At 67.9% G+C, this 12,456-nt stretch carries 14 protein-coding genes; 3 read left to right on the top strand and 11 right to left on the bottom strand.

Going from position 1 to position 12,456, the window contains the following annotated elements; all coding sequences use genetic code 11:
- Positions 1-137: 137 nt before the first annotated feature.
- The 5 genes from ACFTZC_RS38485 to ACFTZC_RS38465 all read right to left on the bottom strand — a co-directional run bounded on the left by ACFTZC_RS38485 (position 138) and on the right by ACFTZC_RS38465 (position 2,232).
- Complete coding sequence (locus ACFTZC_RS38485; protein ID WP_382898318.1) at positions 138-584, bottom strand: Pycsar system effector family protein; 447 nt, start codon at positions 582-584, stop codon at positions 138-140.
- Positions 581-919, bottom strand: a complete 339-nt coding sequence (locus tag ACFTZC_RS38480; RefSeq protein WP_382898316.1) for a hypothetical protein — start codon at positions 917-919, stop codon at positions 581-583. The genes ACFTZC_RS38485 and ACFTZC_RS38480 overlap by 4 nt, the downstream gene beginning before the upstream one ends.
- 11 nt (positions 920-930) lie before the next feature.
- Positions 931-1,491: a hypothetical protein gene (locus tag ACFTZC_RS38475; protein WP_382898314.1), complete on the bottom strand. Its 561-nt coding sequence runs from the start codon at positions 1,489-1,491 to the stop codon at positions 931-933.
- Between the two features lie 104 nt (positions 1,492-1,595).
- Positions 1,596-1,994, bottom strand: coding sequence for a hypothetical protein (locus tag ACFTZC_RS38470; RefSeq protein WP_382898312.1), 399 nt, complete (start codon positions 1,992-1,994; stop codon positions 1,596-1,598).
- Between the two features lie 4 nt (positions 1,995-1,998).
- The gene (locus ACFTZC_RS38465) at positions 1,999-2,232 is read right to left on the bottom strand and encodes a hypothetical protein (RefSeq protein WP_382898310.1); all 234 of its coding nucleotides are present in this window, start codon (positions 2,230-2,232) and stop codon (positions 1,999-2,001) included.
- 168 nt (positions 2,233-2,400) lie between these two features.
- Here ACFTZC_RS38465 and ACFTZC_RS38460 point away from each other — a divergent pair, with 168 nt between their 5' ends.
- Positions 2,401-2,796 (top strand): hypothetical protein, encoded by a 396-nt coding sequence (locus ACFTZC_RS38460; protein WP_382898308.1) that lies wholly within the window; start codon positions 2,401-2,403, stop codon positions 2,794-2,796.
- Positions 2,797-2,882: 86 nt separating this feature from the next.
- Here the strand turns inward: ACFTZC_RS38460 and ACFTZC_RS38455 are convergent, their stop codons facing one another.
- The 6 genes from ACFTZC_RS38455 to ACFTZC_RS38430 are packed head-to-tail and all read right to left on the bottom strand — an operon-like array spanning position 2,883 to position 10,510.
- Complete coding sequence (locus ACFTZC_RS38455) at positions 2,883-3,923, bottom strand: C40 family peptidase (RefSeq protein WP_382898307.1); 1,041 nt, start codon at positions 3,921-3,923, stop codon at positions 2,883-2,885.
- The gene (locus ACFTZC_RS38450; RefSeq protein WP_382898305.1) at positions 3,923-4,477 is read right to left on the bottom strand and encodes a hypothetical protein; all 555 of its coding nucleotides are present in this window, start codon (positions 4,475-4,477) and stop codon (positions 3,923-3,925) included. Before ACFTZC_RS38450 ends, ACFTZC_RS38455 begins: the two co-directional genes overlap by 1 nt.
- Complete coding sequence (locus ACFTZC_RS38445) at positions 4,474-7,086, bottom strand: hypothetical protein (protein WP_382898303.1); 2,613 nt, start codon at positions 7,084-7,086, stop codon at positions 4,474-4,476. The genes ACFTZC_RS38450 and ACFTZC_RS38445 overlap by 4 nt, the downstream gene beginning before the upstream one ends.
- Positions 7,083-9,731 (bottom strand): ATP-binding protein, encoded by a 2,649-nt coding sequence (locus ACFTZC_RS38440; protein WP_382898301.1) that lies wholly within the window; start codon positions 9,729-9,731, stop codon positions 7,083-7,085. The genes ACFTZC_RS38445 and ACFTZC_RS38440 overlap by 4 nt, the downstream gene beginning before the upstream one ends.
- A 48-nt stretch (positions 9,732-9,779) precedes the next feature.
- Entirely contained in the window at positions 9,780-10,142 is a 363-nt protein-coding gene (locus tag ACFTZC_RS38435; protein WP_382898299.1) for a hypothetical protein, read from the bottom strand.
- A 2-nt stretch (positions 10,143-10,144) separates the two neighbouring features.
- Positions 10,145-10,510 (bottom strand): hypothetical protein, encoded by a 366-nt coding sequence (locus ACFTZC_RS38430; protein WP_382898297.1) that lies wholly within the window; start codon positions 10,508-10,510, stop codon positions 10,145-10,147.
- Positions 10,511-10,570: 60 nt separating this feature from the next.
- Here ACFTZC_RS38430 and ACFTZC_RS38425 point away from each other — a divergent pair, with 60 nt between their 5' ends.
- Both ACFTZC_RS38425 and ACFTZC_RS38420 read left to right on the top strand, forming a co-directional pair.
- The gene (locus ACFTZC_RS38425; RefSeq protein WP_382898295.1) at positions 10,571-11,539 is read left to right on the top strand and encodes a ParA family protein; all 969 of its coding nucleotides are present in this window, start codon (positions 10,571-10,573) and stop codon (positions 11,537-11,539) included.
- Complete coding sequence (locus tag ACFTZC_RS38420; protein ID WP_382898293.1) at positions 11,536-12,354, top strand: hypothetical protein; 819 nt, start codon at positions 11,536-11,538, stop codon at positions 12,352-12,354. The genes ACFTZC_RS38425 and ACFTZC_RS38420 overlap by 4 nt, the downstream gene beginning before the upstream one ends.
- Positions 12,355-12,456: the final 102 nt, after the last annotated feature.

Here is a 12,456-nt window from a genome sequence, read left to right as displayed (position 1 = left end):
GGGTTGGGTGTGCCCCGAACGGCGCGGTCGGTGTTGGGCAGACGCGTCCGGCCGGGGAGTGCAGAGGCAGAGAGGGACGGTCGGCCGGCGCATACGCGACGTTCCGGCCGACCGTCCCTTGCCACTTCGTCAGGCGATTACCTGACTGCGCCGATGGCTGCGGCCAGCGCGATGAACGCGCCCGCGGTGAGGAAGATGGCCCGGCGGAGAAGGGTGTACTTCGTAGTCGCGATCTTGGACAGCCGGATGATCTGCTCGGCTCGGTGACTGCTGCGCAGATCCTCGACGAGCTGCTCCGGGGTGCAGTGCGCCCAGTACAGGTAGGACCCTCGTGGGGCTCCCGAGATACGGGGAAGGATCACGAGGAGGACCAGGAGGACGGCCCCGATCAGACCGATTGTGCCGACGCTGACGAGGATCGTGCCGACCGTTGTCAGATGGCCTCCGGGGACCTTGTCGACCAGGATCGCGAGCGGCAGGGCCAGCGCGGCCAGCAGCGTGCCGCCCTTGGTGTCGGTGCGGGCGATCTCCGCCACGATCTGGGCGATCTGCGCGTCGAGCTGCGTGTCCGGTGCGGCACTCATGAGTCCGCCTCACCGCCGCCGCAGTGCCTGCTGAGCTCGGCCGGGAGCACGCCCCACAGCTCGACCGGCCGACCTCGGTAGGTCAGCCGCGCGACGAGTTCGCGGTGGCCGATGCGGTTCCGTACGGCGACCGTGCCGCCGTACGTCTGGTGGACCGTACGGAGGTCGCCGGTGACCGCGTCCTCGTCGGCGGCCAGGAGGCCGCGGACCACGTGGCCGCTGGTGATCTCCCAACTCGCCACGGGCGGCACGCCGTTCACCAGCAGCATGCCGATGAGCTGGGCTGCTTCGTACTGACCTGCCGGCCTGGACTGCACGGAGGGGTAGGTGGTCATCTCGGTCCCCTTCACCGTGCGCCGGGCTGGTCGGTCGTCAGAGTGGCCAGCCGCAGCCTCAGCAGGCACTGCGCGAGGTCCGCGTACTCGTGCCACGCCGCGGCTGGCACGTGCCAGAGGTCGGGGCGGCACGCGCGGACGGCCCAGGCGGTCTCCCGCTCGGCGGCGTCCGCCGCCTCACGCATGCGGGTCAGACCCGGCATGTCGAGGTCGGGCACGGGCGTGCGGTACGTCGCAGAGGTCGCGACCGTCGGGGTGAGTCCTGCGGCGGTGTCCAGCAGCGCGCGGGTGGTGCCCTGCGCGTAGGACCACGCGGCCCGGTACCAGACGCGGCTCAGGGAGGTGATGAGGCTGCTGTAGCAGTCACCGATCTCGCCCGTCGCGGCGGTGTACGGGCTGTAGAGCGGTCCGTCGGGGCTCTCCATCGCCTGGGCCGTCGTGGGGAGTTCTGCTTTCACGGCGTGTTCGGCTGCGGTCTTGCTCTCGTCGTACGTGGCACGCGCGAGCAGCGCGGCGTGTTTGAGGCTGTAGATCGATTCGGACAGTTGCTTGGGCCATGCCTGTGTGGACACGGTGTCTCCCTGGGTGTTGGGCAGGGTGTGCGGTCAGATGTGGTGACCGTGGCGGGGCCGCCCGTTGGTGGCGGGCGGGGTGTGTCCCCGTCAGGGCCGTGTTTCTACGACTTCGTCATGCTGGAGACCAGCGCGGCGCTGACGCTGAGCAGGGTGCCGGCATCGCGCTGGGAGACTCCCGCCTGTACGAGCCGCTGCGCAAGCGGAGCGGCCTTGGTGCGGGCTTGCTCGGCCAGTTCGTCGGCTCGGTGGCGCAGCGTGCGCGCCTCGGCCAGCGCCTGGTCGAACGAGGCGTCTCCGGTACTTGTGATCACCTCCAGGGTGAGTTCCTCGGGGTTGAGGTTCTCACCCTGGAGCGCGATCGCCTTCCGGATTTTGGCGTTGAGCTTCGACAGTGAGCGGTCGTGCTCACTCACCTCGGGCAGCGTCTCCACGCTGGCGTTCCAGAGGCCGCCTGATGTCAGCACGGCGTGTACGCGGTAGCTGCTCGGGGTGGTCTTCATGGGATCAGTGGGCCCTCTCGGTCAATACGCCCACGCTGCGCGCCACGGCGAGCAGGTCGTCGTCCTCGGTGCCGGGAGTGGCGGTGAGGCGGCGGACCTTGTCACCGAGGCCGGGGAGGATCTCTGCGGCGGCCCGGAGTACCGACTGCTCGCCAGGGTTGACGGCCAGTTCGGCAAGGACGGACGACGCGTCCATCGCTTCCTGGGGAGCAACGCGGACGGGGGTGATGATGGACAATGTATGCCTCCGTGCTGATCGGAGAGAGGGGCGCGGCAAGTCGTTGGGAAGCGGCGCCGCGCCCCTCGCATATGCGGTGCGCCGAGTGGCTACCCGACCCCTCTATAGTGTTCAGACACTGAACACTTGTCAAGGCGCTGTGCAGCGTGTTGCAGGGAGATCGAGACTGTGAGAGACGACTCGACAACGCACCGGGTAGAGGCGGCAGTGCAGAGTCACGCTCGCCCACGCAGAGAGTGGGATGCCGAGAGAGCCATCGAGGCTGTAACGGCCGACCCGCAGGTCCGGCGCCTGAGCGACGAGATCCAGCGGGAAGAGGAACGGCTGGGGCTCGAACTGCGCCCCCGCTACCAGGCTCTCCAAGACGCTTACGACCGAGCCGAACAGGGCCTCGACGGCGACATCGACGTCACCGTCCTCACTCGGACGTGTCACGGGAAGCATGGCCGGTGGGGTCGCATCTGCGTACTGCTCACGGGCCACGAGGCGACGGACCCGCATTGGGGGACCACCAAAGACGGCCGGCCCGTTGCCTGGCTAGGAAGCGCCCCCGACGACGACTGAGGGGGAGGTCATGCCGATGGCCCATCACCCGAAAGAGGTGATGGGCCATCGGCATGACCGGGGTCAGTCAGCGCGGGCTTGACTCATCAGGCCTGCGTGCTGATGGTCGTCATCTGTGACTCGGGCAGGCGCCCGAATCGCATGTTCTCCGTCTTCGGGTCGTACTTCCGCACCCGTACATCAAGACCAGTGCGCGGAGCCTCCACGGCGAGCCCGGGGCCGACCACGATCAGCACGTGTGCGGGGCCGGCCATGCCGTCCTGCTGTCCGAACTCGGTGAAGATCAGGTCGCCGGACTGCTCGGAGCCGGCCGGTACGGGGACAGACACGTCGTACATCTGCTGCGAGGTGCGGACCTTGAGCTGCTTGCCCATCTGCCGCCAGGCGTAGACGATCAGCCCGGAGCAGTCGAACGAGTCCGGGCCGGTGGCGCCCCACACATACGGCTTGCCGGTCTGCTGGAGCGCGACCGCCACATAGCCCTTGACGTTCGACGAGGCGGGACTGCTCAACGGGGTGCAGCCGGTAGCGGCGTTGATCTGCTCCACGCCGCCCGACGACATCCCTGCCACCACGCTGACGGCCCGTGCCTCGTGCTTGGCGTACGCCTCGGGGAAGCCACTGTTCTGCACGGCCTGGGCGGCGTCGGTGACCGCCATTTTCTGCCAGCCGGGTACGGCGAGCAGATGCCGGTAGAACTGCGTGGAGGCGTACACCGGGTTCATGATCTGAGCCACAGTGCCCCAGCCCTGCGAAGGACGCTGCTGGAACAGACCGACGCTGTCGCGGTCACCGCCGTCGAGGTTGCGCAGGCTGCTCTCCTGCATCGCGGTCGCGATCGCGATCACCTGACCGCGGACCGGAACACCCATGTTCGCCCCGGTACTCACGATCGTCTCCGAGTTGCGGGTCTGCTCCGCAGTCAGGTTCAGCCCGGACGCGCCCAACTTCATGTCGCTCATCGCGCAGGTGACGTTGTTCATGTCGATATCGCTGGCCGGGCTCATCAGAGTACCGATGAGCGCGAGGGGGACCAGCGCGGCGCCGACCACCGCAGTCCCTATGGCCAGACCAGCCCTGCGGCCCCAGGGCGAACGCACCGCGGCTACCGCGAGAGGCGCGCCCATCACTCCACCGCCTGTGCGCCGGGCCGCAGCTCGTCCACCTGCCAGCCGCCTTTACCGTCGGCGACCAGGACCACGGAGACCATCCCTGCATCGGTCGGCACGGCGACCTCGGTCCGCCCATCGCTCCCGGACCCGGTATCGGTCAGGCGCAGCGTCCCAGAGACCTTCGTCGCGTCGATGTTGCGGTGGTCGACGCTCAACAATTTCCGCGCCATACGGTCGGTGGCGAACCGGGCCGTTCCGACGTACCAGGCCTTCGGGCCGGTGGGATGGCTCGCCCAGGCGCTGACGAACTCCCTCGCCAGATCCAGGGCCGAGGCGAGATCCGACTGAGCGACCGAGGGCGCGACGCTCGGGGAAGGGGAGGCGCTCGGGGCAGGGGAGTAGGCGGGCGCGGGCGCGGGGCCCGCGTCCGGCTCCCGCTCCTGGGCGGATCCGCTGCCCAGGAACGTGCTGAGCGCCACCACGATGACGGCGAGAACGGCGATGGTGCCCAGGAACCGCCGCATGTTCTCCAGCGGCCACCGCCACAGCTGACTCGGCGTGAGGTTCATCGCTGCTCACCGCCCCGGTCATCCTGAACGCCGTAGCTCTCGGAGGACGGATCGAAGATCACATACACGGAATTGCCGTCCGGCTCGATGGTCGGCTGGACCACCCTGGGGCCGTCATCCTCCGGCTGGACGTAAGGAAGGTCGCCCTCCGTGGGTGTCGGCGTCTGGGCACCGTCGCCAGCGGGCAGTTCCGGGTACTTCGTCGTGGTGGGCAGGGCGGGGCGGCGCGGTGAGGGAACCTCGGTGCCAGCAGCAGCGGCCGGCACCGCCGTGGTGGAGTCGCGGACTGCGGGGTCGAGGTCTTCCACTCCCCAGTTGTCCGGGTCGGAGCCGGCCCGGGTGGGGGACTGCTCCGCAGCCGTCCAGCCCGCGGAGCCCGGCCAGGTGTCCCACTGAAAGGCGTTGGACTCGGGCTCGTCGTACGCCGAGTGCAAAGGCTCCTGCACATCCCCGCTCGTGGCCGTGCCGCCTGCGGGTGAGCTGGGGCCGGAGGGCGGCTGGTTGTCCCACAGGTCCGGATTCTGGTGGTCGTCCCACCAGGTGCCGGGGTCGTCCACACCACCGTTCCAGGGGCCGGGTGCTCCTCCGGGGCCGGGCCGGTCGGCCAGCGTGCCGTCGGGCGCGTCCCGTTCGTCATGCTCGGTGGCGATGACGTCCTCGGCCGCGGTGCCCCTGCCCTGTTGTCCCCTGCCCTGTCCGCCCAGGTAGCGGCGCATGGCGGAGTGGCCCACGTACGCCTTCGCGGCTGTCTTGGCGACCTTGGCGGGGGCACCCATCGGAGCGCCCCCGTCCTGCATCCAGTTGCGGGTGGGGGAGACCATGCCGGACATCCGTGTGTACGGTTTCGCGATCTTCCACAGGACCAGGCTGATGATCAGCATGAGCACGATCTTCAGCCACTCGGCCATACCGTTGTCGGCCGCCAGGATCTCTCGTACGCACAGCACGTCGATGGCGCCGGCCGTCGCGAAGAGCGGCACGTTGATGCAGGCGGCGGCCACTGCGTTGAGACCGGTTTTCACGACGCCCTGAAACCGTCGGTGCAGTCCGATGACCGCGAGCGCGGGAAACAGGATCGCGACGAACCTGATGACGATCCGGCCGCCGATGATGACGAGGTCCGAGGCGAGGCTGAACATGTTGCTGGCGAAGGAAGCGAAGTTGGATGTGAACGCGGAGCTGATCCGCCCATCCGCTTTGCCGGTCAGGTGCTGGTACGCGGTCGGGTCCTCCTTGCTGATGGTCTCGGCAAGCTCTTTGAACCTCTCCTTCTTCGCCTTGATCACCTTCGCCCTGTCGCTGGAACTCAGTGCGTTCTCGGACCAGGTCAGGGCCTGCGCGTCGAAGAGCTGGAATCCGTACTTCCGGGCGACGTCGCTGGTGGAACTGCCGAGGGCACCCCGCAGCCAGTGCTCATACAGCACGCTGTGAACCAGCATGTTGCCGTGTGCCGTGGACGCGTCGGGCCGTTCGGGCTCGGTCTTGCCGGGAGGGCTGACGGGCCCTTTCGGGTCGTCGGGGTCGTAGGCCGGTGTGGCGCGGGCAGTGCCGCCGCTGTAAGCGGACTGGCTGGCCGTAGTGCCGAGGTCGACGCCGGCGAATGCCTGGTCGACGGTGGAGACGACGCTGTTCATCGTCTCGTCGGCGAACTTGCTCGCTTCCACCGGGTAGCTGGCCACGCCGGTGGCGAGCGTCATCACGATCAGGGCCCATACCGCCTGCTGCATGATGTCGGAGACGTTGCGTCGTTTGGCCTGGAAGATGACGACGATGCCCAGGATCAGCAGCGAGGTGCCGATCCAGGGGGAGTAGACGGCGTCCCGTACGGCCCGGGTGGCGTTCTCGACCACCGGGTCGAGGCTGTCGAGGAAGCCTGCGCCCATGGCCTCCTGCCGCAGGACGACGGTCAGCGCGGTCCATGCCTTGGACCAGGTGAAGATCCAGTTGCTGACGGTGTTCCCGGTGGCGGCGGCCGGATCGCGCAGCGATCCGCCGCACCCGAGGTCGTAGGTGTTCCAGTGCAGACCCGCGTATCCGTACTGCTCGAAGATGTACGCGTCGGCGTTCTGGGCCAGAGCGTTCCGTGCCAGCGGGGGTGTTCCAGGGCCTGCGTCGATCCAGCCGAGGAGTCCGTCACCGGGTGTCTCCAGGTCCGGCGCCGCTTTGCAGTCGCCGGTGATGCTGTCCAGCGGACCGCTGCTGTCGCCGTTGTTCAGGCTGGTGCAGTGGTCGTAGGTCGGCGTGTCCTTCAGGATCTCGCAGGGGTCCTTCCCCTCGGTCTTCTCCTTGTCCCGCCCGCTGACGCAGTACTGGTGGGACAGAGACCCCGGATCGAGCTTCTCGCAGAGGTCTTTGTCCTCCGGCTTGTCTGCGGGCTTCTCGTCCTTGTCATCCTTCTCGCCGGCCGTGCAGTAGTCGTAGGCGGGCGTCCCCTTCAGCGGCGCACACGGGTCTTCGGCCGGCGCGGCGGGAGCGGTCACGGAGAGCGCGGTGGCGGGCACCGCCTGGGCGATGCTCACCACCGGCACCAGGAGCATGAGCATCATGCCCACGAGAGGGGCGAAGCGTCCGGCCCAGCGCAGCCGTACGCGCTGCATGAGGCTGGTCATACCCGCGCCTCCTTGGTGAGGTCCAGCGACGACCACGGGTTCTGCCGGGTGGCCGCGCTGTGAGGGTCGGCCGTCGAGTTCAGCGCGTTCAGCAGCGCGGGACGGTGCCGCAGAGGCACGGTGATCCGCTCGATGCCGCCCGCACCGTCGGAGAAAATGAACTCGCGGTCGCCACGGCGCTGTTCGGCACCGTGGGCCAGGGACGAGAGCCCTTCGAGCATCTGCTCATAGCCGTTGCCCGGCTCGATCTTCAGCAGCTCCAGGGCCGCGCGCTGAGCCGCGCGGCCCGTCGTCCGGCCGACGAAGACGGAGTCGATCCAGTTCTCCAACCCCGCCTTGATGACGTCCTGCCCGTCCTGCGTGGACAACAGGAACCGCGCGTTGTGCTTCCGGCTGTCACGCCCGGACTTGCGCAGCAGCTCACGGCCCGACGAGACACGCTGCATCACGTGCCCCTCGTCCAGCCACAGCCCCTTGCGCTCGTTGAGGTCACGGGCGTACATGCTGCGCTGCGCGTACCAGCCGGCCAGGTAGAGCAGCGGCATGGCGTAGCGCTCCTCCACCGACCATTCCTGACGAGGTGTGTCGGTGTTGGGCAGTGTGAGGCCGCGCAGGTTGAGGACCACCAGGCGCCAGTGACGGGTCTGGTAGCCGTCGTCCCCGCCGTCCGTGCTGGGGAAGATCAGCTGTCCCTGCGGCAGCTCGGCCACGCCCTCTAGGAGGTCCGCGATGTCGCGGGCGTGCTCGGAGTGGCTCCCGTCCAGGGTCCGCAGTGCCCGGATCACCTCCCGGGGCGACCCGTGCACCGTGGTGTCCGCCTGCCCGGCGGCCTTGAGCATCACCAGGTTCGTCTCGGCGGTCTTGGCGATCTCGGGAGGCAGCATGCCCATCAGCACGTCGGTGGCCAGCGTGCGCCGGTGGCCGGCCGCCTGCTGCATCGCCTGCTGGTAGGCGATCTCAGCCGCCTTCCGCGGGTCCTCCTCCCCCTGGAAGAGGCCCAGGCCCGGGTGATAGTGGTCGGGGTCGGGGTCCGGAACGATCCGGTAGGGATTGAGGGTGCCCGGCTCGGCCGCCATCAGGTCGATCGCCTTGCTGTAGGGCCGCAGCTCGGGCAGTTCGCACATGCGGCGCACCGGGCCGGAGGGGTCCAGGACAACCCAGGGCACACCCATCTGCGCGGTGTGCCAGACGGTGGCGCCGCCCAGCGCAGTTTTTCCGGATCCGAGGGTCCCGGTGATCACGCTCAGGCCGGACGACTCGCGCGTCTCCATGGAGTGCCAGGGGTGCCACATCACGGGCCTGCGGGCAGTCCCGGAGGTGTAGGCCAGGTTGAAGCCTTTGCGGTCACCGACGGCCGCGGAGACGGCGGGGAGGCTGCCGCCCAGGGTGAGCACGGGCATCCGCCGTACGTAGCTCGGTGACGACAGCGGCTCACCGGGGATGAACTCGCGGGCCAGCGCGTACTGCCCCTTGGGGTGCTCGACGCGGACGGCAGTGCCGTACTTCTCCTTGACCTTGGTGATCCGCTCGTGCAGCAGCTCCTCCGTGGGCGCGGAGATCGCGATCCGGTACCAGCCCCGGGTCCGTGTGCTCAGGCCGTTCGACCCTGAGCGGATGTCGTCCTCGATGTGCTTTCCGGCCTCCGCCTGCCGGGCGAGGGAGAGCGGTACCTCGACCTGGTGCTCACGGTGGTGCCTGACCTGGTGCCGGACGGCATCGAGCTGGGAGAGGATTTCGTTGCTCGCGTCGGTGCTCTCCCGGATATCGATCGTGGCGGACAGCTCGTACCCGAAAGGCAGTTGATCCAGGCGTTGCAACCAGGGGCCGGTCTGCTCGGGGATAGCGGGCAGCTCCATACGGCCCAGCGTCAGCACGGCCACGTACCGGCTGACGCGCTGCCCGGCGCGGTTGCCCGAGACGACGATGTGCGGCGTGTAAGGGCTCGGTGACGTCCACTCGATGCCATCGGTCCACTCGGCCAGGTCGGAGGCGTTCCACACGTCGACGGGCTGGGGCCGGACCGAGAGGGGAGGGGGCAGGCACAGACCGAGCGAGCGCGTCATGAGCCAGTCCATGTCAGCGGACAGCGCGGGCGCGGCATCCATGCCGGGGCCCGCCATGATCCGGTCAACCCCGACGATGTCCCGCTGAAGGCCCTTGATCTGGTTGTCGATCGACGTACGCAGGAACTTCTGGGCCGTGCGGCCCAGGGTGGTGATCCGACCGACACTCACCCCGTAATAGACGATCTTGTCGTCGAGGGGGAGACGGGCCACCTTGGTCTGCTCCTCGGCCAGGTACTTCTCCCAGCCGGGCAGGGGGTTGATCACCGAGCGGTGCAGCTCGGCGGCCCACCGGGCCACCGGATACGGCCGGTGCGTGACGCGGATGTTCAGGCGCCTGCCGGTCAGCTCGGCCAGGCGCTGCGCGTGGGAGACGATCAGGGCGTTGGAGTCCGCGTGAGTGCGGAAGCTCCATCGCATGGGGGCCGCTACGTACCAGGCGGTGACCTGCCCCGTGCGGGTGATCGTCAGGTTGCCGATCACGTCCGTCAGCTGGAGCCCGGACCGCTCGTTGCGAGGTTCAGCAGGGGCGGCGGCTGTGGTGAACAGCCCGCGGCGCTTGGGTGCGTTGGTGTGTTTCAAGGTGAGTTCCTTCGTGTTGGGCAGAAGGTGTGCGGGGCAGGTCCGCGGTCAGAGCTGGTGACGCCGTTGGATGCCGGAGACCGACATCTCTGTGGTGACGGCGGTGCTCTTGTGTGACCGTGGTGCGCGGACCTCGTTGATGACCGTCTTGAGCAGGGCCTTGACCGAGTGCTCGTGAGTCACGTGCGGCATGATCTTCCGGGTCAGGAAGATGACGGCGAGCATGCCGTAGGCGATCCCCCAGAGGCCGATTACGCCCAGCTTGTTCTCGATGATCAGCATGATCACCGTCAGGGCGCTGGCGACGCCGTACGCCTGGTAGCGGGCGCGCCAGGGGAAGGACGTCCCCCGGGGACCGAGGAAGATGTTGTCGACCTGGTACACGTCATCGTCGGTGTGCATCGCGGCCATCGCTACGCCTTCCCGTTGATGCCGATCAGGCCGATCAGGAAGGTGCCGACCTCCATAGGCGTGCCGCCGGTGCTCATGCCGACGATGGCGAGCCCGAAGAGGGAGATTCCGCCCATGGTGAGGGCGCTCGCCATGTCCTTCTTGCGGCTGCTGAAGACGATCAGGATGCCGACCACCAGAATGCCGATGTTCAGCGCGTTGTCCTGGAGCCAGGTGTTGAGCCCGGTGGTGTTCGCGTCGACGGCGACCGTGGTGGCCGCGTTCGCGGTGCCGGCCTGGGACCCGAGGACCAGGGCCCCGGTCAGGGCGGCGGTCGCCGCAGCCCTGACGGGGAGTCGGCGCCGCTTCGTCGTTGAGTGCGTGCTCATTGGGCAGTTACCTCCGCTTTTGTGGTGATGTCCAGTCAAGTCGCATGTGACTAGCGGGACATGGTCAGTTACACGATAGGCCGTTCGGCCCCCGATGTGCACGCGAAATGGGGCTGTCTTCAACGCATCTCTCCAGGTGGGGACCTGAGCCCTACTCTGTTACATGTAACTCCATGGGGGGAGCTACGGATACGGCTCCATGAGGGGAGTCACGGGTGCGGGGAGAGAGCAGGTCATGGGATGTGGATTGCCGTTGGTAAGGGCAAGGGAGGCGCCGGGTGCACCACTGCGGTGCTGGAACTCGCGTACGCGGCAGCACGGCGGCGTCGAGGCCGCCGGCCGCGCCGGGTCGGCGTCATCGACCTCGACCCGCAGGGCAACGCGACGGACGTCCTGGAACCGGAGAGCCGGAGCCTGGGCATCAAGGACGTCCTGAACCCGCACAGCCCCCTGAGCCTGCGCGACGTCCTGGTCCCGGCCTCGTGGGAGCGAATCCTCGTTGCACCGGCGGACCGATTCCTCGCTAACCGCGAGGTCGACATCACCGCACGCGGAATCACGGCGCTGCGCCGGGCACGTCTCTCAGGAGAAATTGACGACCTGGTGGACGACGTCATAATCGATCTCCCGAGAGACGTCGGAAAACTGGCGGCGACCGGACTGCTCGGTGCCGAGACCCTATTTATCGCCGCGCAGGCGACTATGTGGGGAGCCCAGGGCGCGGAAGAGATGAGATACACCGCGGAAAGAATCTCCGCCAAAGGGAATCCCGATCTGAGAATCGCCGGTTTCATTATCTCAGCATATGACGACGCACGAGATTCCAAAAGAGTCCTGAATGAAATGAAAGAAAATTTCGGAGAGAAAGTCATTCTCCCTCCGATTCCGCGAAGAGTTCGCGTGAGAGAAGCAATCGAAAGTTACCACACGCCATGCAGAGAATACGGCGGCGAGGATTTGGTGGAGGTTTCCGATATTTATCAGTCCGTGTACGACCGGAGTCAAGAGGCGAGGGAAAACCTGAAATGACAAACCGGCGCAGGAATAAGCAGCGGAAGGCGCCTGCCGTAATCCGCCGACGAGTGGAGCCGGACCCGGTCGACGTCGTGCTCGACCCTGTCGCGACACCGGAGGCGACGCCGCGTCACGACGCGACGGCCCCCCGCGACACGACACCGACGGCTGACGCGTCACTCCCGGAGGGCGACACCGACAGCGCCGACGACGGTCCGGCCCGTCGCGACACAGCGACACGTGACGCCGACAGAGCGGCGAGCGACAGCGACAGCACGACACGTGACAGCAGCGACAAGGCGACAGAGCGACAGGACGACAGGGCGACCCGCGTCACTCCCGGCTCCGGTGACGCGACACCCGGGCGCGACACCCGGGCCGACGACACGGAAGAGAGCAGGGGCGACATGGCGCCGACAGCGACAGCAGGGGCTGGCGCGACAGCAGCGTCGGCAGCGTCGGCAGCGTCGGCGGGTGAGGAAGGGAATGGAGCGAAGCCAGGGGAGGTGATCAAGGAAGCGGTGAAGTCGACGTCCTTCTCGCTGCCCCCCAGCCTCATCGCCCGGCTGCGCTCGGCCCAGTGGCACACACAGGTCCAGCCAGACGGCTACTACAACATCTCGGAACTCGTCCGACACGTGATCAACAACGAGGTCACGCGACTGGAGAGGGCCTACAACGGCGGCCAGCCGTTCCCCGCGGTCGGCCGGCTCAGCACGGGCCCCAGTCCCCGCGGGGCCGTACGCGGTGCTGAGATCCGTGCCCTCAACCGGCAGCGCAAGACCGCCGCCCGATCCATCCAGGAGCAGGAGGAGGCCGGGGGGGAGTAAACGGAAAAACCCGCCACGGAGGGCGGGCGGTGGGGAGAAGCTGAGTCCTCAGATCCTCCTTTGTGCGGTTCAGTTCTCAGCTTAGCACCACTGTCAAGCCCG

It is taken from the genome of Streptomyces sp. NPDC056987, assembly GCF_042673865.1.
In the GTDB taxonomy this organism is placed as follows: domain Bacteria; phylum Actinomycetota; class Actinomycetes; order Streptomycetales; family Streptomycetaceae; genus Streptomyces.
The sequence above is the reverse complement of the archived record's forward strand: the minus strand, read 5'-3'. Positions and strand labels throughout refer to the sequence as shown.